Raw genomic sequence first — 22,329 nt, forward strand, 5'->3', positions numbered from 1 at the left:
ATTCGCAACACTTTTTTAACATTATGCCGTACGGCGCAGGGGGGTACTCAAGAACAGGCTGAACAACTCGGCCTGAGAGCCAATATTCAGCTTGCCGTAAATATTCTTGCGATGATTTTTTACCGTGCCCAGGCTGATAAACAGCCGTTCAGCGATCTGCTGCGATCCGTTGCCGCTCAGGATCAGATCGACGATCTCACGTTCACGTGGGCTTAACGCATAGCGCGCCTGGGCTGCGCTATCTGCCAACGGGGCGGAGGGAGTAGGCACATTAGCCGCGACCACTACTTCCCCATGCAGCCGCGCCACGCTTTTTACCAGCGTCAACGCGCCACGCAGGTCAGCCAGCTGGGGATAACGCACGCCGACCGTTTGCCGGGCCGAGCCGAAAAATATGCCTAGTCCGCGTTCCGGCGTCAGTTGCAGCAACACGCCAGCCTCGTCGTGCCAGCCGGTTTTACGGTAAAAGTTACGGTAGTAATCCGTCTGGTAAAAACCACAGGGAGCCAGTTGCCGCAGCGTAAACACATCGCCATGGCCGCCGCCGTTCAGCGCCTGATAGAAAGGATCTTCAAGGTAAGCACCCTGCTGGTAAATCTGGTTTACCGCATCGCTGTTTTCTTTCTCGGTTTTCATCAGGCAGCGCGGTGCCTGACCATATTCGAAGGCATAGACGATGGCATTATCAAAGGCGAAGAAGCCCTCCAGATAACCCAGCAGGCTGGCATAGAATTGGCGGGTCGCTACTGCGTCGATCACCGCCGATAATCTTTCGACCTGAATATTCATTCCGCCCCGCAATCATTAATAAATTAACAATCAACATTGCCCAACGTATCAGCGACCGATATTGGGCCAACAGGCTATAAAAAGCATTCAATTGGCCAGAATGCAAGGGTGTTACTGTTTACATGTTAATCAAATCACAAGTTGGACCCTTGCAACGATTAACCACACAATACGAGTTGGTTAATATCTTAACAATTTCGAGTTAAGCGACGGAAAAGCGTTGGTTCACCCAGCCAGGCTGAATTATGCTGTGGTTTCGATGCCCAAATGCGCCAAGGAGAGAGCATGACCACTAGTCTGATGATCGCCAACCGGCAGGCCTGGTTTGGCAAGGGCAGCATCCAGCAACTGATCCCACTGCTCCAGGCCGAGTCGCAAACCACGCTGCTGTTCACCTGCCGATCGTTCCTTAACGGTCCCCTCTATGCTGAACTGGCCCCGGCGCTGACGCCGTTGCTGGTGGGCAGAGAAATTGTCGCCCATGAGGCCTCCCCGCAAGAAATCGACCAATGGGTGGTACGCTGGCGAGGCCAGGTGCAAAGAGTGGTCGCCATCGGCGGAGGTAGCGTGCTGGATGCCGCCAAGGCGTTCGCTGCCCTGATCGAACACCCACTGCCCACCCTGCGTTATATGGAAAAAGTGGGTGACAGCAAAATCAGTGGCGCAACGCTGCCGTTGATCGCCATCCCCACCACCGCAGGCACCGGCAGCGAGGTAACCCAAAACGCAGTGATCACCGATACTCAGGTCACCAAGGTGAAAGCCTCATTGCGGCATAACAACTTTGTGCCGCAGGTGGCAATCCTCGATCCTGACCTGCTGAAAGGAGCGCCAGACCATGTACTGGCCTATTGCGCTATCGATGCCTTCACCCATCTGTTTGAAGCCTACCTTTCCAAGACCGCCAGCAGCCTGTCGCGCGAGATGTCGTTGAGCGGTATCCATCACTTCCTCAGCGCCTGGCCGGTGCTGAAACAGAGCGATGAGGCCCGCGAAGCGATTATGCAGGCTTCCTATCTGGGTGGCCTGACGTTGAGTATGGCGGGCTTAGGTGTGATCCACGGCATCGCGGGCGAGGTTGGCGCATTGCGTGATTACCACCACGGCCAGATCTGCGGCCGCCTGCTGTTGCCGTTCCTTGAATTGCTGGGGAAAAGCGAGCAGCCGCAACAACGAGCATTAATGACCGAACTGGCCCTGCGGCTATTCCCTGAAGAGCAGGACAGCCCGGCGCGCTTTTTGATCGACTTTATCACCCGCCACGCCATCGCCCCGTTCTGGCAGGACGAGCTATCCCTTAGCAAGGCGGAACTGGCCATCGTACTGGAGAAGTCCAACAGCAAGAATTCCTGGCTCAGCTACACTACCGAGCAGCGGAGGTTAATGATCGATGGGGCGTTCTTGATTGAAACGCAATGATGCGCTAAACGGGCGCAGCATGCGGCTAAACGGGCGCAGCATGCAGCGCCCCTACGGTTGAACATGTGAGACTTCAACCACTTCGGCTGTATTACCACTTTGTCATCATTTTGAATATAATCAGAATTGGCGGATCGCAGGAGCACAACAATGAGTTTGGTTGACTGGATTTTGGGCGGCATCGCCCTAGGGCTGATCGTCGGCGCGCTGATGAAGATATTCGGCAAGAAGAAAAACGATTAATGCGGCGTTCCCCCTCTGCATTCAGAGGGGGAAGCCGTTAAATGCGGCTCAGGCAGTCCAACGCTACCGCCTTGAAACTGTCAAAATTGTCACTGCCCAGCAGGCGGGTCATCGAACGTTCGCGCACAAAGGTGACGAACAGATCGTAGATCGCCATCGCTTCCTCGTAATCGCTTTTGCTGATCGCCAGCAAGAAAATGACGTGTGCCACCTCACCTTCTCCCCATGGAATACCTTGTGGCGCCAGTAGCGTGACCACCACGGTCTTTTTCGCCAACAGCCCCAGAGAGTGCGGCAGAGCAATCCCCTCCCCCAGCAGGGTAGATACGATGGCCTCCCGCTCAACGACCGAAGGGTAAAAATCACTGCCCACATAGCCTTCCTGCTCCAACTGAGCGCAAACTTTGCTAAACAGCTGCTCCTGCGTTAGCGGCTCGTTGACGATCATAAAGTGGCTGGCATCAAAGAATTTTTCCAACATGTACGGCTTGGTGCGATCGACCAGCACCAGCTTGCCCAACTGCTCTAGCTGATACTCCGTTGGGAACGGCGACATCACCACGACCGGCTTGTTCTTCTCGCTGATGCGCGCATTGGAAATGATAAAATCTTCGTCGATACTGGCGAGAATTTCGTAATCACGCAGCGAAACGATGCGCGTCACCACCAGTTGCGGATACTTGCGCGCAATCTGCGCCTGGATCATCCGCACCGTGGAGTTACCGGTATCGCACACCAGCATCACCTGCGGATGACGCTCATAGCCAATGTTGTAGTGCCGCTCCAGGCCGACGCCAATATGCAGTACCAGGTAGCCGATTTCGTTCTCGCTCAGGGTATAAGGCGTGTGTTTTCCCCAGCTTGAAACCGCCGCCAGCGTCACATCATAGGCCATCGGATAATGCTGCTTGATGTTGGCCAACAGCGGGTTCGGGATATTGATCTGGTATTTCACCCGGGTGATCATGGTTTTGATATGGGTGAGTAGATCGGCCCGCAGCTGCTTGTCGTTCTGCAGGTTGTAGTTATAGTGCGAGTTGATGTAGGACAGGATGTAATCCACCAGCGCCTCTTCATCATCGGCGTTGATTTTGGTCGGCTGTACTTCCTGCACCCTTCTGGCAGCGATGTTGACCCGTAAATAGGCCTCTTCCGCTGCCGCAATCTCTTTACCCGTGGCCTTGCTCAGTTCACCTGCCAGCCAGGTTGACGCTTTACGCACCGCATCATCACCGTCTTCCACGTCAAAATCCTGCAGCGGATAGCCGTCCGTGATGCGCCGCAGCGCCACGGCACAGTAGAAGATCAGGTATTGCTCACCCTCGTCGGTCAGACGAATGGCATATTGCGACAGCAATGGGTGCAGCAGCCCGGCAAAGGTCAGTACCTGCGGCTGATGAAGGATGTCATTGTTCAGCAATGGGTTTTCCGCATCCGCCAGATGCAGTTGAAACAGCAGATCGGTCAGGCAGGAGCGGATCGCCATTTCCGCACCAAACAGCTTCATACCGTAGCGCGGCTTGGTCTCGATGGTTAACTGATAATGCGCCAGGCGCTCCCTCACCTCAGCCATGTCGTTTTGCAGCGTACCCCGGCTGACAAACCATTCATCGGCCAGATCTTCGAGCTTCATCGAGAAGGCTGAGGTCAAAAAGCGAATCAACAGATAATGCACCCGCTCCTGCGCGCTGCGCGGCGTGGCGTGCTGTTTACGTTCCCGATGCTGGAGTGCGCTAAACCGGGCCTGATCATCTACCTGCAGGCGATATCCTGCCCCGCGGCTGTGGACAAACTGCGCACCATAACTCTCCAGAATATCGTTCAGCGCAGTGATATCTGCGCGTACCGTGCGGGTAGACACGGCAAAACGCTTTGCCAGCTCGTCCTGCGGCAAGGTTTCGGACTGCAAAGCATCGAACAGCGATGCCAAACGTGGGTAGGGAAATCTCACCATTCTCTTTCCGTTATGAACGTGCCCGCCTGATGGGGGTCAGGCGGGCAACTGGTTACTTCGCAGCTGGCAAGAACACCATTTGTGAAGGGCTGCCCACCGGGGTGTAGCCTTCAACAAAACTGAGCTTGCCGCTGAGCTGGTCTACGCTAAAGCGGGTTACGTTATCGCTACGCTGATTCATGGCATACAGATAACGGCCACTCGGATCCAAAGTGATGGTGCGCGGATAATCGCCTCGCGTCCAGGTCTCTGCCACCGGCTTCATTTCGCCCTCGTCGCTTACGCTGAACTGCGCAATGCTGTTGTGCAGACGGTTAGCGACATACAGATTTTTACCATCCGCAGCCAAGGCAATGCCAGCGGCAAAGCTGGTACCCTTATAATCGGCAGGCAGAGTTGAAACTGCATGTAATTGTTTCAGTGTCCCCTTTTGGCTATCAAAGCGGTAGCTGGTAAGTGTAGATGCTTCCTCGTTGATTAGTAGGACAATTTTACCATTTGGGTGGAAAATGAAGTGGCGCGGGCCGGCTCCAGCGGAAGAGGCGGCGATCCACGGCGGATCGTTCGGCGTCAGCTTGCCGCTGGCGGCATCGAAACGCCATTGGTAGATGCGATCCAGCCCCAGATCGGTAGAGAACACAAACTTGCCGCTCGGATCGCTGGCGATCATATGCGCATGTGGGCCATTGTGATCGCTGATGGCAAAGCTGCCTTCCACTGCGGCGGCAGGTTTGGCCGCTCCCGCAGGGCCAACATCTTGTTGCACAGAACTGGCTGGCCCCAATTTACCTTCGCTGTCCACCGGGAACGCCGCAACGCTGCCGCTGACATAGTTGGCCACCAGCAGATGACGACCATCCGGCGTCAGAGAAAGGTAAACCGGCCCCGCGCCTTGTGAATCCACCTGATTAAGCGGCGTCAGGCTACCGTCCTGTGGGTTGATGCGATAGGCGACAATGCCCCCGTGCTGGGTGCCATTAAAATCTGCCACTTCGCTGGCAACGTACAACGTCTTTCCTTTGGCATCGGTGACCAACTGGGCCGGATTAGGTAGGCTGCTGACCAGCGTCTTGGCGCTCAGTGCCCCGGTTTTCGCATCCACCTGCATGCGATAAACCCCCTCACCGTTCGGGTTATAGGTACCAATATAGGCAAAATGAGACGACGTGGGTTTCATTGCATCCTCAGCATGTAACGCCGGGCTGGCGATAGCCAACAACGCCAGGGACAGCGCGCTCCACAGCGGAGCGATTCGTAATTTCGAAGCCTGCCAGTTTCGCATAGTTATCCTTTTGACCGATAGATAGGGACAAAAAGATGCCCCCTCACCCTAACCCTCTCCCGAAGGGAGAGGGGACCGTACGTGCCACAACTTAACTCCAGTATCCAACCGCCACACCTAACTACAACACCGCCCCCCTCAAGAGAGTTAAACAAGCTACAGACTCACTCCTGCACCTGATAACAGCTCCGGACAGCTCCCTCTCCCTGTGGGAGAGGGTTGGGGTGAGGGGCAACGGATTTACCCCACCAGCCGCTTGGTGATCTCCAGCAGAGTTTTGACATCTTGCGGGCGAGTATCGCCACTGGTGGAATCAATGATGGAGCTGTAGATATGCGGGATCACCTGCTTAACACCGGCTTTCAACGCAATCTCCAGGATCGGTTCGAAGTTTTCCAGATCGATACCCCCGGTCGGTTCCAGCATAAAGTCATGCTCGGCACAGGCTTTCGCCACGTACTCATATTCGTCCTGATGCTTCAGGCCACCCATCGGGAAATACTTAATCGAGCTGCCGCCCATATCTTTCAACAACGCAATCGCGGTCTCTACCGGCACGATGCCATCCGCTGCCAGAGCACTCAGCGGCCCGGTGGAAATCTTCACCCAGCCCACGCGGCCGGTCGGAGAGACCAGGCCGTTCACCACAGTTTGGTTTTGCTTCAGCAATGCACGGCTGGCACCGACGCCGGTGAATACCTGGTTAACATGCTGGGGTTGGACTTGCTCGGAGATCAGGCTGACCATATTCGACTGCTTGGGATCGCCAGCCCCCAGGCCCACGGAAAGCGCGTTCTCGATCAGGCGTGCATAACGTGACATATCCGCCACGGCACTCTCAACGTCTGGATAGTTTTTGGAAAGAACGCCCACCAGCACGTGCCCCTGCGCCGCATTATAGATGTCCTGCGCGTTGGCTTTTGAGCCAGCCAGCACGTTGAGGCAAACACGGTCTTTATAGTAATTAGGCTTCAGCTTCATGCTTGGTTCTCCGTAAACAGATTTTTAATACAGGTAAAGACGGTCATCAACTGCTGCTCGTTCACGCTGCGGACATCCACCTCAATCTTGCCTTCGTTGGCCTTGTAGCCACGGAAATAGATGGCGATATCACCGGTTTTCAGCCGCTGGACGATTTCCACAGTCGACATCCCCAACACCGCTTCATCAAAGGTAATTTCAACGCGGGCAATATCGCGCCCTGCGCTGTCCCAGACGGTTTTGGCGCTGATGCCATTCAGGGTATTCAGTTGGCTGATAAACGGCGTCATGCGCTCTACCATTTGCGCACCAGTGGTTTTCTCCGACGTCAGGTAGCTTTCAATAGCCTGCGTCAGGCCGAGGATGCCCTCTTTGCCCACTTTCATCGCCCGGCCAATACCGCCTGACTGCTGCTTCACCCACTCTACGTATTGCTTCTTGCCGATCACCAGCCCGCTGGTGGGCCCTTCGATGGCCTTGGCACCGCTGTAGATCACCAGGTCGGCCCCCATCTGGTAGTAACACATCAAATCTTCTTCGGCAGCGGCATCAACGATCAGCGGCAGGTTATGCTTACGCGCCACCACGGCTGCCTGTTCGACGGAGAGAATGCTTTTCTGCACGCAGTGGTGAGACTTGACGTACAGGATGGCGGCAGTCTGCGGGGTGATGCAGGCTTCAATCTGTTCAGGGGAACATTCGTTGGCATAACCTGCTTCCACCACCTTACCGCCGCCAAGGGCGACCATGGTATCCACCGGCGCACCAAAGTTGACGTTATGGCCACGCGGCAACACGATCTCGCGCGGCTCGTTCACCGTAGCGGAATGCAGGTTGACCAACAGGTTGGCGTTGTCCTTGACGATCACCGCCGCCACCGACTGGGCAATACCGGCAGAGGCGCAGGAAACAATCACCGCGTCTTCCACATTCAGCAGGCCAGCAATATAGGCGCCGGTCTTGTTGACCAGATCCTTGATTTCAAAGTAATGATTCAGGCCGTAATCCACGGCGTCAATCACCTCCTGGCGTGGCGTAGAAACGCCGAGAATGGTCATGCGACCGGAAGTATTGATCACCTGCTTTAAGTTATATTTTTCATAGACTGAAGACATGAGCGGCTTTTCCTTGATCGGTTAATAGGACTTCTCCGGCCACCACGGCAGCCAGCGGTACCAACAGTTGTTCGCCATTCACGGACTCCCCTTCGGAGTCGGCAAACACCTGCGGCCCCTGGCGAAGATCAAAAATGGTCAGGTCGGCATCAAAGCCGGGTTTCAGCTGCCCCTTGGTGGTCAGGCGCAACGCCGCAGCGGCATTTTCCGTTACGCAGCCAATGACCTGCGCCAGAGAAAGCCCAACGGTAAAGAATTTGGACATCACCGTCGCCAGGCTGTGCACTGGGCCAGCCAGACGGTTGCGGCAGTAGATATCGGAACTGATGGTGTGCGGGAAGATCCCCAGCGCGATAGCCTGGCGGGCAACCTCAAAGCTGAAGCTGGCCGAACCGTGGCCCACATCAAGCAGCACCCCACGTTTTAACGCACGTTGGATCGACTCGCGCAGCGTACCGGCCGGGGTCAGAATGCGGTTCGGTTTGCCGTTGTAGCAATGGGTAATGATATCGCCCTGGGTCAGCAGATCGGCGATCTCGTCCAGATCCGGCGGGTTGTTGCCAATATGCACCATCAGCGGCAGTTGCTGGTTTTCCTGTTGGATCTCTTTAGCCAATACCAACGGTTTGGTGCCGTTCTGGCCCACGACGCTGCTGCTCATACGCGCCTTGATACCAATGATAAATCCCGGCTTGCCGTCGATGGCCTGCTTGACCTGCTGCTTATTGATATCCGCCATATCGGCCAGTTCATTCTGCCTTAGCAGACCGATGCGCGAGATATTGAGGAAGGCAAAGACGTTGGTTTTGGCGCTGCGCGTCAGGGCATAGAATTCATCGATATCGTCGGTGCCGGTGCTGCCAGCATCCACCACCGAGGTGACGCCACTGCTCACGCCCACCAGATCCGGGTCGTCATGATAAATCGGTGAAGAGGGATAACAGTGTACGTGAGAGTCGATCCAGCCAGCGCTCAGGCGGTAGTTCCCCGCCAGATCCAGTTGTTTGTGGGCACTGGCCTCAGCCGCCAACTGCCCGACGACGGCAATCTTACCCGCCTCAATAGCCACATCAGCCAGGGTGTCGTCCACCAGCCTGGCGCGCCGGATGATTAGGTCATACATGCTTCGCTACTCCTTGCCAAACCCTGGGCAATTGACCCAGGGCTTGGGACTTGATTAAGAAATGGCTACCGGGAAGAATGCCCCCAAGATCATGGCCCCCAGGATCGCACCGCCGGTGATCGGCTTACCCCAGATGTAGAACAACAGCGCGCCCAGCAAGGATCCCAGACCGATCGGGATCGAAGCGGCCATGGCAGACAGGATGATCAACGGCCCAAGGAAACGCCCGGAAGAGTTACCCGCCCCCATCATCACGTCCGCCCCATAGGTGGAGTTGCTCTGATTGATGGTAAATTTACGCGCCAGGATAATCAGGTAACCAATCGCCAGGCCAATGACCAGGCCAGTGACCAGCGAGGCGGCAAAGTTAGCTACCGGGAAAACAATCCCCGCGCCCAGCAACAGTGCAGGAACACCCAGGCCAACCCCGGTCTGGATCGCCCCGCCAATATCCAGGATCCCTACCAGAGAACCTTCGATAATACGGGCGAACAGGAAGCTGGCACCGAACGCCGCCACCGCACCGTAAACCCCGGTGTCCATCCCGGCACGCAGCATGGAAACGAAAGCCACTTCGTTAAACGCGCCGATGCCATACAGGTAATACATGTGTGTCCCGGCGAACACGCCGGACGAGAGCAGGCCAACAAAAATCGGGAACGACCAGTCGGCATACCAGAAGCCTTTGTCTGCTTGTGCTTCCATCATTCAGCTCCTTATTTTCCGCTCAGGGTGTTATGAATGGCATCCAGCCAGCCAGGTACGCCCAGGCTGAAGGATTCGAGAACTTTCATATCAAAGCCGCGGAAGAAGCCGCTCAGCACGAACAGCAGCACAATCGCCACCATCATGATCTTGGTGACTTTGTTCCAACCGCTTTCTTCAACGCCCTTACCAATCAGGATACCCAGCACCAGACCCGGTACGGCGTTCCCCATAATCAGCTGTGCCAAACCACCGAAGATGGTGCCCCAGAAGCCAGAACGTTTGCCCGCTTCAATCGCCGCCAGCCAGAAAATCACCGGCATGACGGTGTTCACCAGCAGGTTGGCCGCGGGAACCAAGACTTTGATGGCCGTAACCTGCAAGGCCGCAGGCACTGCCGAAGCGGTGGTGTTAAGGAAGGCCACGACCAAAATGCCGATGATCCCACACGCGATAGCCATCTTTTTTGGATCGTGCATGGTTTCCGCAACGTTGCGGTTTTTGATCATCAGGGCTGCCGCGCCCCAGTTTGGAATGATGCGATGGTCAACGTCCTGCGTGAAGGCCCCCGCCGCCACAGAAGACGCCCAGGCGTTGAAGAAGAAGCCCAGACCAAATGAGAAATGAGAAGCCGGATCGCCTTCGCAGGAGTTCAGCTCACCCAAGGTACGGAATGCTCCCATACCCTGCGTCGTCGGTGCGTGGAACATACGTGCGGCACCGGCCCCTACACCGACGCCAACCAGCCCGCCGATAATAATCGACTTAAATAAGATGATTAAAAACATCAGAATATCCTTCTTATGTCATGCCCAGTGGATCCCAAGACGCAGCCATAGCGGCTATAGCTTGAAACACGACGGATATAACGTTTTTATTTCTGGGTGAAGACCACCTTTTCGGTATTGATGATCGTCACGTTCACGGTTATTTCTAATGAAACGGCATAGCTTTTTCTTTCACGCGCCAGGAAGAAGAAAAGAAATTTTTCTTTGGTGGTTCTCTCTTCCGCCTTTAATATTTTGACATCCTGCGGTTCGATGCGCAGCAGAACATTATTGGTGGATTTTAAAATCACGCCCTGTACATTAGCTAATGCACCGGCAAAGGCTTTAGCTTTACTATCGCCTTTGCCCTCCACGTTAACCGAGGTGGTATAAGTTTCTTTCATTACGGATTGCCGTATTTTTTGACATACGCTTCCACTAGCCGCTGGCCTAACTCTTCTTTATCCATAAAGCCAAAGCCTAATACGTTGCAGCCTTCGTTAATTGCCGTCACGCCTTCTTCGATTGAACGCATACCATATCTGGATTTATAACCATATTTGGTTTGTGCGGTGATCGCCCCAGCGCCGCCGCTGCCGCAGAAGGAAATGCCCAGTTGCGCATTCTCTGCTTTCATCACGTCACCCAGTTTCATATCCGCCGCCATGCCAGGGATCACAATCACCTTGGCACCTGCATTTTCAACGCCTTGGCCCACTTTCTGGCCTTTACCCAGTCGATCGCCAATCACTACGGTAATTTGTCCCATGGGGTTTTTCTCCTGAATAATTTTAATTAATCAAACGTTATTGGTCGTTATCTTTAGCCACTTCAAAATGAACCGAAAGCAGATACGCCTCTTCAATCGGTAGCGTGGCAAACTTATTTACCACTCGCTCTGCCAGTTGCATCGATCCGGCAGAAATTTCATCAAACAGTGATTTATCAACTTCCGGCAAGGGTTCACCCGTTATTGAGCGCAACACCATTGCACGGATATGGGATTCCAACATTTGTTGTTGCACCGCATTGGTGTAAATATTCTCTTCACCCAACATGGCGGTAATATCGGCCAACAGTTGAGTGGTAATCGTTGCGGCCTCACTGATGTCAGTCTGTTCCCTGTTACTTACCGAAGCAGTTCCGTCATTCACTTTGCAGTCACCTCTGGATCCAGCTATTTATCCGTTAACGGTAAAGCGCTTTACCTTTACCCGCTTTCTTTGATGTCTTTACCCTAACTCTTGGGGCATTGCTTGTGTAGCGCGTTTTTTTCCAGTTCGAACTGGAAATTAAGTGACGCCAGGGGATCCATTTCGCAAAATCGGGGGTTTTTACGCTAAGTAAATGAGATTGCAAAAAGAGTTTGCAACGCAGAGTTGCCAGTTGGCGTCATGGCGTAAAAAACTTCGTGATCGAGATCTCTTTCTTTTCCGGCCCTAACAGCCTACTATCAGTAGGACAAACCGACATTTTTCACACCCCCGCTCCCAAAGGTGCGGGGGTGTTGCTTTTGTGTTGTTTTCCGAATTTATGGCGCAGAAAGGGCGCCCTTTGATTGGACTGGAGAGTGGAATGACCAAACCAACCATTACCATTAATGAGCTGGATGCGGAACGCCTGGATGCGCTACTGGCACAGCCAGCCTTTGCCAATACTGACGTCGCCGCCGCGCTGAACGCTGAACTGGATCGCGCTGACATTGTGCCGGCATCGCAGATCCCTGCACACGTCGTCACCATGAACAGCCGCGTACGTTTTCGCGATCTGCATACTTCAGAAGAACATGTGCGCACGCTGGTTTACCCTGCCTCTCTCAAAGACAGCGCTGAACAGCTGTCGGTGATGGCACCTCTGGGTGCAGCACTGCTGGGAATGCACGTGGGTAAACAGATCAATTGGCAGTTGCCAAACGGCGAAGAAGCCCGCATTGAAGTGTTGGAATTGCTGTATCAACCTGAGGCTGCGGGCGAGTATCACCGCTAAGTCAGGTATCCGGGCGGCCATTCAGCCGCCCTGTTTGCGCCTTTACAGGCAAATCGCAATCAGCACTACCACCAGCAGCAACACGTAAATTCTGGCGTGTAGCCTGTCGTCTACGCGGGGCAACACCCGTTTGGCAAACACGATTCCCGCGATACCCGCCACCAGCAGTAACCCTAAAATCAACAGGTTCACATAGCCGAAATAGTGCGGCCCGCTCACCTTCCCCATACCGAGATAGCTATACAAGACTGTCGCCACCACCGCGACCGGGATCGATAGCGGATTGGCCGCACTGACGCAGTGCTTCATGTCGTAACCCTGACGGCGTAACAGTGGAACGGTCATCACGCTGCCCCCCACCCCCAGCATAGCGGCAATCACGCCAATTAATGGCCCACCGCCCCACACCGTCGTCCTGGATAACGCCGTCTTGGCGGGTTTGGTCAAGAATCCTTTGCGCAGCAGACAGTCGGCAATGGTCACCACCATATAGAGAATAAACAGCCCGCGAATGGTGGTGTCTGCAAGCTGCATCGCGGCAAAGGCACCGATTACCGCCCCCGCACCGATATAAAAGATCAGCGGAGTGATGGTTTCACGCAAAATATTGCCGCTGCGCCACTGGGTAACGCTGGCATAGCTGGCGTTTAAAATCATGACCGCCGCCGAGGTGGCCACGGCAATATGCATCGCCTGATCGGCATGATCACCGGAGGCGGAAACCACATGATAGACGAAGGGCACCACCACAAAACCACCGCCAAAACCAAACAGAATGGTGGTCATGCCGGTTAAAAAGCCGGTAAACAGCACCAGTAAAATATCAGCCATCCCCCTGCAACTCCTCAATGTCGTTAGTCAGCCAGCAGGATAGGCGGCCACGTTATGGCTTGCATGCTATCATCGGTCAACTATCATTGCGTTTCGGCCAAAATGATAAGGCAGGCTATGCGCAATACCTCTATTGATTCCCTCGATCACACGCCAAGCGCGGTGATAGCGATTGGCACCGACTATCCGCCGGACTATCTGTTGCCCTTGCATAGCCATCGCCGCGCGCAGTTGCTGTATGGGGCTACGGGTGTAATGCAGGTATTTACCCGGCAGGGAAATTGGGTGGTGCCACCGCAGCGCGCCGTATGGATCCCGCCGCAGGTCGCACATGAAGTCAGGATGATGGGAGTGAGCACTCGCAGCCTGTATATCGAGCCGGACGCGCTGATCGCGCCCATCGCCGAGGCCTGCCAAGTGGTGAGCGTAACCCCGCTGATGCGTCAGTTGCTGATGGCCGCCGTTGATATGCCGCTGATGTATCAGCAGGAAGGGCGAGATGGAGCCTTGGTGGCGCTGCTGCTGCATGAGATTGCCCAGATGCAGGCATTGCCGCTGCATATTCCCCTGCCGGAAGATCCCCGGCTCAGCGCTCTGTGCCAGGCCTTTTTACGCCAGCCAGACGCCCACGCACCACCAGGGCTTTGGGCCGCCAGCCTGTATATGAGCCTGCGCACCTTTAGCCGTTTCTTCCGCAAGCAGACCGGGATGTCATTTTCGCAGTGGCGTCAACGAGCCTGTGTGGTATTGGCACTGGCACGCCTGGCGGCGGGCAACAGCGTTACCCAGGTAGCAATCGAATTGGGCTATGAGAGCAGTGCGGCCTTTTCGGCGATGTTCCGTCGGGTGCTAGGGCTGGCGCCATCTTCTTATCTGGGGTGATAGCAATGACCGCCATCGGCGGTCACCGAGGATGTTCTGACGTTTAGCGGAATTTCTTATGATTGGCATCACGGGTTTGCTTGAAGCCCTCAGCCACTTTGCGCGCGTCCTCCAGCTTGCCCTGATTCGCCAGTGCCATTGACTGATCGATCTGCCCGATCAGCGTCGCCAGCCCTTGACGAAACTCCTTCATCTCCGGGCTGTCTGGCGCTTTGCTTTCCAACTTCGGCGGTGTGCCTTTCTGGGCATCCATGGCGGCAGCGCGCATATTCTGCAGGCTCTGCTTAAAGGTATCGGTGGAGTCGGTTTTCAATACAATTTTGTAATTGGCGGCCAGGGTATCCATGTCATCGGCCAGTTCGGCTGCCATCGCCCATGAACTGGCTCCCAGCAGCGTCAGTGCTGCCAATACTTTCAATGTCTTCTTCATGCTCACCTTCCCGTTATTGTTTTATTTAACTCGTAATTAACATAGGCACAGAACGGCAAAACCGATACCTGATATTTGTAAGGAAGGTTGAAGCGGGGAGTTGGGAGGAGCCGAGAGACCCCTCACCCTAACCCTCTCCCGAAGGGAGAGGGGACTGGAACGTGCTACAAATTAGCCCCTGCACACCACTCAGAGCCAGTTACCCAATCTTGGGGAAACCGTCCCACACCTGACCACAACGCTGAAGCAGCTCCCTCTCCCTGTGGGAGAGGGTTGGGGTGAGGGCTATTACTGCCCTGCGATCTTCATTTCCGGCAGCAGCACGGAACCGCACTGGATATTGCTGCGCAGTTCGATATCGCTGCCGATGCTGACGATATTGCGCAGCATATCCTTCAGATTGCCAGCAATGGTGATCTCGCTGACTGGATACTGGATCTCACCGTTTTCTACCCAGAAGCCAGAAGCCCCACGTGAGTAATCGCCGGTAATCCCGCTGACGCCCTGCCCCATCAGTTCGGTGACCACCAGACCGGTGCCCAACTGTTTGAGCATGCCGGCAAAGTCATCGCCCTGACCGGCAATGCGCCAGTTATGGATCCCGCCCGCGTGGCCGGTGCTATGCAGCCCCAGTTTACGCGCGGCGTAGCTGGTCAGCAGCCAGGTTTCCAGCACGCCATCTTTGACGATGTCCCGGCGCTGGGTGCGTACGCCTTCGCTGTCGAACGGCGTAGAGGCCAACCCTTTCAGCAAGTGCGGATGTTCTTCAATGGTCATCCATTCCGGCAGGATCTGTTTACCCAACGAATCCAGCAGGAAGGTGGATTTGCGATAAACGCTGCTGCCGCTGATAGCACCAACCAGGTGGCCAAACAGACCGGTAGCCACTTCTGAGGCGAACAGCACCGGCGCTTTCATGGTTGACAGCTTACGTGGGGAAAGACGTGCCAGCGTGCGGCGGGCACATTCCTGGCCAACCCACTCAGGGCTGGCCATATCGCCCATCGCCCGGCCAATGGTGTAAGCGTAATCCCGCTCCATATCGCCATCATGTTCGGCGATCACACAGCTGGAGAGCGAGTGACGGCTGGAGCAATAGCTTTGCAGCATGCCGTGGCTGTTGCCGAAGACCTTGATACCGTAATGGCTGTTGAAGCTGCCGCCTTCGGTATTGGTAATCCGCTTGTCGGCCGCCAGCGAAGCCTGCTCGGCCCGGGCAGCCAGCTCGATACCGCGTTCGGCATCCAGCTCGGTGGGGTGGAACAGGTCCAGATCCGGCGCGTCAAACGCCAGCAGATCTTTTTCCGCCGGGCCAGCGTGGGGATCTGGTGAAGTGTAACGAGCGATATCCAGCGCCGCCTGCACGGTGCGGGCAATGGCATCCGGATTAAGATCGGTGGAAGAGGCACTGCCTTTACGGTTTTGATAATAGACGGTAATGCCTAACGCGCCGTCGCTGTTGAATTCGACGTTCTCCACTTCGCCGAAGCGGGTGCTGACGCTGATACCGGTGGTTTTGCTCACGGCAACTTCTGCCGCATCGGAACCGGCTCGTGCCAGCTCCAGTGCCTGTGAAACGGCTTGTTCCAGCGCTTTGCGCTGCTCTGCAACTTGGGTGACTACTTTCATCAATCGGCCATACTTAATCAGAAAATCGTTGAGAAAAGTGCCGTGTCGGCATGGTTTTGCGCGCAATAACGCGCCAAAATAATTTCAGGCTGCGCCCGCTGGCCACAGCCCGATGTACTTTTGAGTCTAACAGGAACCGCGTGGAATTTCGCATAAAGCCGGCAACCTGTTAGGATTAGCCTCTTTTTAACGGAGCCTACCATGAACAAACAGCCTGAAGACTGGCTCGACGAAGTCCCGGAGAACGAAAACGAGGACGATGACGAGATTATCTGGGTCAGTAAAAGTGAAATTAAACGTGATGCCGAAGCGCTGAAAGACCTGGGAACCGAACTGGTTGAACTGGGTAAAAACGCCTTGGAACGCATCCCGCTGGATGAAGATCTGCGTGCCGCCATCGAACTGGCGCAGAAGATCAAGAAAGAAGGCCGCCGCCGCCAGATCCAACTGATCGGCAAAATGCTGCGTGCTCGTGATGTCGAACCGATCCAGACCGCGCTCGACAAGCTGAAGAACCGCCATAACCAACAGGTTTCGCTGTTCCACAAGCTGGAAGCGCTACGCGATCGCCTGGTAGCAGAAGGTGATGACGCGATCCCGTCCGTGCTGGATCTGTATCCACAGGCCGATCGCCAGCAGTTGCGCGCCCTGATACGTAACGCGCAGAAAGAGCAGGCCGCTAACAAGCCGCCAAAATCATTCCGCCAAATCTTCCAGTACTTGCGAGAGCTGGCAGAGGCACAACAGTGATCGTCAGCGGCATCGCTGCGGGATGGACCCCGTTCATCCCCGCTGATGCGTCGCTGTGCTGCTCGTTTCACGGATATTGAACCGCAGGTTGCCCTCCAGCTCTTCCTCCGCTTCTTCAAACAACAGAATAATGGCACCAAAGCGGCGTTTGCTGCGGGCGTTGAGATTGAGAAATTCAATCTCGACCGGCAGGCTGATGTCGCCGGTCACCACGTCCCACAGCGCGTCCAGGTTGGCGCCAAATCCTTCACCCAGTGCAAACCGCTCGGCAAAGTGGCGATAGAACGCTGGCAAGTCCGCGATCTGGTTAAAATCGAACTCTATTTTTCCCATCGGCTCACTCCATCCGCATGAAGTTCTTATAATGGTCGCGCGTGACATAAATCAGACCGTCACTGGAATACAACAGCCGATCGGCACCGCGTCGGCCGCATTGGTAGTTGATATCCGCTTCGCGCCATACCCGGTTGTTGGCGGTCGGTAACTGCCCTTCACGGTTGGAAAAACGGTCGCCACCAATGGCCTTGCCCGGCAATACCTTGCATAGATTACCGTCACGCGCATCCCAACCCTGCTCACGAGCCTGTTTTTTGGTGATGTAGTAGTCAGGCAGACGCTGGTGCTGTTGCACATAGCTGACCACCCGCTGCTGCTGCGTCAGTTGTTCAATGCTCTCTGCCGCTGGGGGCGAATCATTGGTCAGTGCCCGATCGCCATCCCCCTGCAGCGCACTGAACCCTGCCACCAGCAAAGCAATCAACATCGCAATAAGCGTACGTTTATTCATACCGTCCCTGCATATATAGCAAAAATTAATGAATCAAAGATGACCAAGATGTAACCATTTCGCATCCAAAAGGCCTGACGCCCGAGCAAAAACCGCAATTGATACGGAATTATTATGGTTTGTGAGGCCTTCCTGCATACATTTTAGCCCCCGTAGTCGGGGGACGTAAACCATGCAGTATAGCCTTTGGCGGGAAAGTGAAGATATCAATCAATCAGCGCGTGACGGTAGCGATGCAGCATATCGGCCAGGCGTTTTACCGGCCCGGTGACGCTAAGCGGAGCGAGGTTATCCACCAGCTTTTGTTGATATTCATTCATCTCTTTGAGTAACCGATCGTAGTAGTAAGCCCGCTTCACATCGTTCTTGGCGGTGACCACGTGGTCGGCGGTGCTGCGGATCTGCTTGTGGAACACCGAAAGCTCTTCCCGCTCCGGGATCTCGGTCATCTGCATCCGCTGGTGGGCAATAATCAGGTTGAGTGCCAACCGGTATTTGGCTATGTCGTTCGGGAACATCATCAGCAGCTGGTTCAGGCGCTGATAGAGCGCGGGCAGATGGTTTTCCTTACGGCGCGCCGCCTTGGTGGTCAACGCCGAAACGGCGCTGCTGACCAACTGATTCATCAACGTGCGGCCGGTGCGCTCACGTGAGGTATCACGGATCAGGAACAGCACGATCATCGCCACAAAGCAGCCGATAATCTGGCCGATGGCGCTGTCGATAAACGAGGAGACATGGAAACTCATCGGGTTGCTTAACACGATGATGTTAATAGTACTCGCCAGGGTGCCTAGCGATCCCAAACGGCGTTTCTGCACTTCGATCCCGATGACAAAGGACATGATACCCAGGCTCAGGCACAGCAAGAACATGCTTTGCTGGGTCTCTGGCAGAATAAACATATAAAACAGCGCACCGAGCGGCAATGCCACCAGCACGCCCAGCAAGAAGTCGAGCGCCATCATTTTTGGATTTGGCGTGCGCATCGCCAATGCGGTCACGACGGCGATCATCACCATACAGCCGCTGCCGGACGTCCAGCCGGTCCACAGCCAGAACAGGCAACCTATTGAGGTCGCCGCCCAGGCTCGCAGCCCGTTGATCATCGCATGGTGGCCTTCCGCCGACGGCCGCTTCACCACCACTTCCCCGGCCAGTATCTCGTTCTCTACCGCGTTGATACCGCTGTTGGTATGCACGCCTTTTGCCACCAGCAGATAGCGCGTCGCCGCGCCCACCCAGCCGGTGACCGTTTGCAGATGTTCATCGCTACGGTTGGTTGCCAACACCTGGCGCACCAGCTTCAGGCGTTTATGCACTTCTTGCGCCGTTTCCGCCGGAACCATCAGCAGCTCGCGGATATTTTCCTTCACCGCATCCGGATGATTGAGCAAAATCAGATAGGTTTCACAGGCCTGGGTGATCAACGTCAGCGAAAGCGTATGCAGCGCATGCAAGCGGCTGTTGACCCGCTGCCAACGTGACGACTCCAACATCAGGTTGCTACGCATCCCATTGATGGCGGTGGTGCTTTTTACCAGATCGCTCCAGGCACGGTCGATATCCTCTTTCCCGGCATCGCTAATACACATCTGCATCAGCTTGTACTGCCCCACCAGCAGCTTATCCACCGCACGATCGATATCCTGTTTGATCGAACGCGGAGAAAACAGCAGATCGGCCAGTACCGCACTGAGAATACCGAGCACGATCTCGCTACAGCGCTCTACGGCGAACTGTGGCGCGTCCAACAGTGAGGTTGTGGTGTTTGTAGTGGCTGCGGAGGTGACGATGATAATCAGCGCCGTGTAGCCCGCCAGCCCCCAGGCGTAGGAGTTCTCGACCTTCACCAACGAGGAGATCCAGGTACAGACTCCCAGCCAGACGCAGCACAGCATCAGCATCACCACCGGTGCACGCGCACAGGTGACGATAATCAGCAAGCCGACAAAACAGCCGATAAAGGTGCCGATGATACGCAGCCAGCCACGATAGCGGATCGCGCCAGAGAAAGGTTCCCCCCCGGCGGCAAAGGCCGGGCCGGCAGCCACAATGGCCGCCGTCAGCACCGACCAGCGCGGGGTTTCCAGATTAAGGTGAAAACCGACAAACAGGGCGAAGACGATCGCAAAGCTGAGCTTGCAGGCAAACCGCAGCCGCAGAAAGGTTGGGCTGTTCATTAGCCGAACTCACGCAACCGATGCATCAGCCGGATAAACGGCGAACCGCTGTCGATGCTACGATCGTTCTTGCCAGTAATGACCACGGTCGCAGTGGTGCCCGCCGGGTAAGAGTGTTGCTGATCTTTCTCATCGAGGATGATTTTTACCGGTACGCGCTGTGCCAGACGCACCCACTCCAGGTTGCTGTCGATCGACGCCAGCCCCTTGCTGTTTGGGGTACTGCTGCTGTTGTTCACCGCCGCAGCCAGGCTATCGACGGTGCCGTGCATAATGCGGTTGCTACCCAGCGGGGTGATCTCGGCACGATCGCCTTTGTTCAGCCCTTCAAGCTTGGTTTCTTCCAGATAGGCGATGACATAGAAACTGTTTTTCTTCACCAGCGCCACCGCCGTAGAACCACGGGTGATAAATTCCCCCGCGTGGACGTTCAGGTTGGTGACCCAACCGTCTGCTGGCGCACGCACCGTGGTCCGTTCCAGATCCAGCTGCGCCAGATCGCGCACGGCGATCGCCTTGGCCAACTGATGCTGCACGGTTTGCAGCACGTTATTGGATTGGTCGATCTCTTCTTGTGACATCGCCTGGATCCCCAAGCGTACACGGCGGCCCGCTTCACGCTTCTTCTCGGCCGCCAGCGTCTGATAATAGGCCACATCGGCGTTGGCTTCGGCCAGTGCCTGTTGGTAACGTGGCTGGTCGATCACCATCAGGATCTGGCCCTGTTTCACCAGTTGGTTGTCGGTGATCGGCACGTCGGTCAGCAAGCCGCTGACGTCAGGAGCAATCGCCACCACGTCGGCGGTGAATTTGGCATCACGCGTCCACGGCGATTGGGTGTAAAACGCCCAGGCCTTGAACACGGCGATGGCCGCCAGCAGGACCAGCAGCAAGGTGATGGCAATGCGGAGTATTTTTAATGATAGAGTTTTCACAACAGCCTCAAACGAAAAGACACGAAATCAGATAAAACAAACAGCAATACAGCGCGGTATTGAACAGCGCCGGATGCCAGACAAAATCGTAAATCCCGGTCGGCTGCAACAGGCGGCGTATGACGAAGAACAGGGCCAACGACGCTAACAGCTCAAAAAATACCGGTGGGAACGACAGTCCAAAAATGACCATAACCGGAAGCAAACTCATCACTTTTTCCTTAATTGTTTACTACACCGGGGTTTTCCCTGCTGATTTCACATTCCATTTACATTCTAGCGCACGGACGCCAAACGTTAAGATCTGGTAGTTGACCAGGCCATAAACCTGAAAAAGGGTTAAGCTAACAGCAGGCTTCCGCGAGAGGGAATGTATGGATAACCGGAGGGATCGTGCGGCCACGGCAGTATACCGCGGCATAGCTGACCACGCTCAAGCGTTCAGAAGATCTTTACACCCGACGCGTTATATTAGCCTGCTTACTATCAACTCATCTATAATCTGTGATCTAAATCACTTTTAAGCCAGAGTGAACAATGGAAAGACTAAAACGGATGTCCGTGTTTGCCAAAGTCGTTGAATGTGGGTCATTTACCGCGGCGGCACGCCAGCTCGACATGAGTGTTTCATCCATCAGCCAGACAGTGTCCAAACTGGAAAATGATCTACAGGTGAAGCTGCTTAACCGCAGCACGCGCAGTATCGGCCTGACCGAAGCCGGTAAAATCTACTATCAAGGCTGCCGCCGCATGTTGCAGGAAGCCGCCGAGGTCCATGAGCAGCTCTATGCGTTGAACAATACGCCCATCGGTACGCTGCGCATCGGCAGCTCCTCCACTATGGCGCAAAACGTCCTGGCGACCATGACCGCCGACATGCTGCAAGAATATCCTGGCTTGACGGTTAATCTGGTCACCGGCATTCCGGCCCCAGATCTGATTGCCGACGGCCTGGACGTGGTGATCCGCACCGGCGAACTGCAGGACTCGAGCCTGTTTTCCAAACGCCTGGGCTCGATGCCGATGGTGGTCTGCGCCGCCAAAAGCTACCTGACTCAACACGGGACACCGCAAAAACCAGCGGATATGGTGAATTTTTCCTGGTTGGAATACAGCGTACGGCCAGACAGTGAGTTTGAACTGATGGCTCCCGAAGGCATCAGCACGCGTATTTCCCCGCAGGGGCGCTTCGTGACCAACGATTCACAAACCATGATCCGTTGGCTCAAGGCCGGGGCCGGGATTGCCTATGCGCCATTGATGTGGGTCATCGAAGAGATCAAACGCGGCGAGATTGAGATCCTGTTCAAGCGCTACCATTCAGAACCCCGCCCGGTTTACGCACTGTACACCGAGAAGGACAAGCTGCCGCTCAAGGTACAGGTGTGTATCAATTACCTGACGGAATACTTTAAACGTGTGGCGGAAGTGTATCAGGGCTATCGCTGAGGCTCCCCTTTATCCCTGGAGTTCACTCCAGGGTAATCAGTTTGCTCTAGCTGATATATAGCGTTTACTGCTATAAAACCGGTTACTCA

24 protein-coding genes are annotated in these 22,329 nt (G+C 55.3%); 5 read left to right on the forward strand and 19 right to left on the reverse strand.

Annotated elements, in window-relative coordinates:
• Positions 1–21: 21 nt before the first annotated feature.
• A complete protein-coding gene (locus tag WN53_RS04860; RefSeq protein ID WP_024483723.1) occupies positions 22–789 on the reverse strand; it encodes a helix-turn-helix transcriptional regulator in 768 nt (255 codons plus the stop codon).
• Between the two features lie 285 nt (positions 790–1,074).
• Between WN53_RS04860 and WN53_RS04865 the strand changes: the two genes are divergently transcribed.
• Complete coding sequence (locus WN53_RS04865; RefSeq protein WP_024483724.1) at positions 1,075–2,208, forward strand: iron-containing alcohol dehydrogenase; 1,134 nt, start codon at positions 1,075–1,077, stop codon at positions 2,206–2,208.
• Between the two features lie 280 nt (positions 2,209–2,488).
• Here the strand turns inward: WN53_RS04865 and WN53_RS04870 are convergent, their stop codons facing one another.
• From WN53_RS04870 to WN53_RS04915, 10 genes are all read right to left on the reverse strand, one after another.
• The gene (locus tag WN53_RS04870) at positions 2,489–4,405 is read right to left on the reverse strand and encodes a BglG family transcription antiterminator (protein WP_037411558.1); all 1,917 of its coding nucleotides are present in this window, start codon (positions 4,403–4,405) and stop codon (positions 2,489–2,491) included.
• A gap of 52 nt (positions 4,406–4,457) precedes the next feature.
• Positions 4,458–5,687, reverse strand: coding sequence for a lactonase family protein (locus WN53_RS04875; protein WP_024483726.1), 1,230 nt, complete (start codon positions 5,685–5,687; stop codon positions 4,458–4,460).
• A 240-nt stretch (positions 5,688–5,927) separates the two neighbouring features.
• Positions 5,928–6,668, reverse strand: coding sequence for a 2-dehydro-3-deoxy-phosphogluconate aldolase (dagF, locus tag WN53_RS04880; RefSeq protein WP_024483727.1), 741 nt, complete (start codon positions 6,666–6,668; stop codon positions 5,928–5,930).
• Positions 6,665–7,783, reverse strand: a complete 1,119-nt coding sequence (locus tag WN53_RS04885; protein WP_024483728.1) for a DgaE family pyridoxal phosphate-dependent ammonia lyase — start codon at positions 7,781–7,783, stop codon at positions 6,665–6,667. The genes dagF and WN53_RS04885 overlap by 4 nt, the downstream gene beginning before the upstream one ends.
• Complete coding sequence (locus tag WN53_RS04890) at positions 7,767–8,906, reverse strand: amidohydrolase/deacetylase family metallohydrolase (RefSeq protein ID WP_024483729.1); 1,140 nt, start codon at positions 8,904–8,906, stop codon at positions 7,767–7,769. Before WN53_RS04890 ends, WN53_RS04885 begins: the two co-directional genes overlap by 17 nt.
• Positions 8,907–8,960: 54 nt before the next feature.
• Positions 8,961–9,611, reverse strand: coding sequence for a DUF4310 family protein (locus WN53_RS04895; protein ID WP_024483730.1), 651 nt, complete (start codon positions 9,609–9,611; stop codon positions 8,961–8,963).
• 11 nt (positions 9,612–9,622) lie between these two features.
• Positions 9,623–10,399 carry a DUF4311 domain-containing protein gene (locus WN53_RS04900; RefSeq protein WP_021180718.1) on the reverse strand — a complete coding sequence of 259 codons (777 nt, stop codon included), beginning with the start codon at positions 10,397–10,399 and terminating at the stop codon, positions 9,623–9,625.
• Between the two features lie 86 nt (positions 10,400–10,485).
• The gene (locus WN53_RS04905) at positions 10,486–10,782 is read right to left on the reverse strand and encodes a DUF4312 family protein (RefSeq protein ID WP_024483731.1); all 297 of its coding nucleotides are present in this window, start codon (positions 10,780–10,782) and stop codon (positions 10,486–10,488) included.
• The gene (locus tag WN53_RS04910; protein ID WP_021180720.1) at positions 10,782–11,147 is read right to left on the reverse strand and encodes a glycine-rich SFCGS family protein; all 366 of its coding nucleotides are present in this window, start codon (positions 11,145–11,147) and stop codon (positions 10,782–10,784) included. Before WN53_RS04910 ends, WN53_RS04905 begins: the two co-directional genes overlap by 1 nt.
• A gap of 37 nt (positions 11,148–11,184) precedes the next feature.
• Positions 11,185–11,532: a glycine dehydrogenase gene (locus WN53_RS04915; RefSeq protein WP_024483732.1), complete on the reverse strand. Its 348-nt coding sequence runs from the start codon at positions 11,530–11,532 to the stop codon at positions 11,185–11,187.
• Between the two features lie 421 nt (positions 11,533–11,953).
• Here WN53_RS04915 and rnk point away from each other — a divergent pair, with 421 nt between their 5' ends.
• Positions 11,954–12,364, forward strand: coding sequence for a nucleoside diphosphate kinase regulator (gene rnk / locus WN53_RS04920; protein WP_021180723.1), 411 nt, complete (start codon positions 11,954–11,956; stop codon positions 12,362–12,364).
• A gap of 42 nt (positions 12,365–12,406) precedes the next feature.
• On the opposite strand, the gene WN53_RS04925 is transcribed toward rnk, so the two are convergent.
• Positions 12,407–13,195, reverse strand: a complete 789-nt coding sequence (locus WN53_RS04925) for a sulfite exporter TauE/SafE family protein (protein ID WP_024483733.1) — start codon at positions 13,193–13,195, stop codon at positions 12,407–12,409.
• 117 nt (positions 13,196–13,312) lie between these two features.
• Here WN53_RS04925 and WN53_RS04930 point away from each other — a divergent pair, with 117 nt between their 5' ends.
• The gene (locus tag WN53_RS04930) at positions 13,313–14,077 is read left to right on the forward strand and encodes an AraC family transcriptional regulator (protein ID WP_024483734.1); all 765 of its coding nucleotides are present in this window, start codon (positions 13,313–13,315) and stop codon (positions 14,075–14,077) included.
• Between the two features lie 43 nt (positions 14,078–14,120).
• Here WN53_RS04930 and cybC read toward each other — a convergent pair whose 3' ends face one another.
• Both cybC and pmbA read right to left on the reverse strand, forming a co-directional pair.
• Positions 14,121–14,507 (reverse strand): cytochrome b562, encoded by a 387-nt coding sequence (cybC, locus tag WN53_RS04935; protein ID WP_024483735.1) that lies wholly within the window; start codon positions 14,505–14,507, stop codon positions 14,121–14,123.
• Between the two features lie 288 nt (positions 14,508–14,795).
• Entirely contained in the window at positions 14,796–16,136 is a 1,341-nt protein-coding gene (gene pmbA / locus WN53_RS04940; RefSeq protein WP_024483736.1) for a metalloprotease PmbA, read from the reverse strand.
• Positions 16,137–16,337: 201 nt separating this feature from the next.
• On the opposite strand from pmbA, the gene yjgA reads away from it, so the two are divergent.
• Positions 16,338–16,886, forward strand: coding sequence for a ribosome biogenesis factor YjgA (yjgA, locus tag WN53_RS04945; RefSeq protein ID WP_021180727.1), 549 nt, complete (start codon positions 16,338–16,340; stop codon positions 16,884–16,886).
• Positions 16,887–16,919: 33 nt separating this feature from the next.
• Here yjgA and WN53_RS04950 read toward each other — a convergent pair whose 3' ends face one another.
• From WN53_RS04950 to aaeX, 5 genes are all read right to left on the reverse strand, one after another.
• Positions 16,920–17,219, reverse strand: a complete 300-nt coding sequence (locus tag WN53_RS04950) for a barstar family protein (RefSeq protein ID WP_021180728.1) — start codon at positions 17,217–17,219, stop codon at positions 16,920–16,922.
• Between the two features lie 4 nt (positions 17,220–17,223).
• Positions 17,224–17,673 (reverse strand): ribonuclease, encoded by a 450-nt coding sequence (locus WN53_RS04955; RefSeq protein WP_024483737.1) that lies wholly within the window; start codon positions 17,671–17,673, stop codon positions 17,224–17,226.
• A gap of 206 nt (positions 17,674–17,879) precedes the next feature.
• Positions 17,880–19,856, reverse strand: coding sequence for a p-hydroxybenzoic acid efflux pump subunit AaeB (aaeB, locus tag WN53_RS04960; RefSeq protein ID WP_024483738.1), 1,977 nt, complete (start codon positions 19,854–19,856; stop codon positions 17,880–17,882).
• Entirely contained in the window at positions 19,856–20,791 is a 936-nt protein-coding gene (gene aaeA / locus WN53_RS04965) for a p-hydroxybenzoic acid efflux pump subunit AaeA (protein WP_024483739.1), read from the reverse strand. The genes aaeB and aaeA overlap by 1 nt, the downstream gene beginning before the upstream one ends.
• A gap of 7 nt (positions 20,792–20,798) precedes the next feature.
• The gene (aaeX, locus tag WN53_RS04970; RefSeq protein ID WP_021180732.1) at positions 20,799–21,002 is read right to left on the reverse strand and encodes a p-hydroxybenzoic acid efflux pump operon protein AaeX; all 204 of its coding nucleotides are present in this window, start codon (positions 21,000–21,002) and stop codon (positions 20,799–20,801) included.
• Between the two features lie 326 nt (positions 21,003–21,328).
• Here aaeX and aaeR point away from each other — a divergent pair, with 326 nt between their 5' ends.
• Complete coding sequence (gene aaeR, locus WN53_RS04975) at positions 21,329–22,240, forward strand: HTH-type transcriptional activator AaeR (protein WP_024483740.1); 912 nt, start codon at positions 21,329–21,331, stop codon at positions 22,238–22,240.
• Positions 22,241–22,329: the final 89 nt, after the last annotated feature.

Origin of the sequence: Serratia fonticola, assembly GCF_001006005.1 — a bacterium.
In the GTDB taxonomy this organism is placed as follows: domain Bacteria; phylum Pseudomonadota; class Gammaproteobacteria; order Enterobacterales; family Enterobacteriaceae; genus Chania; species Chania fonticola.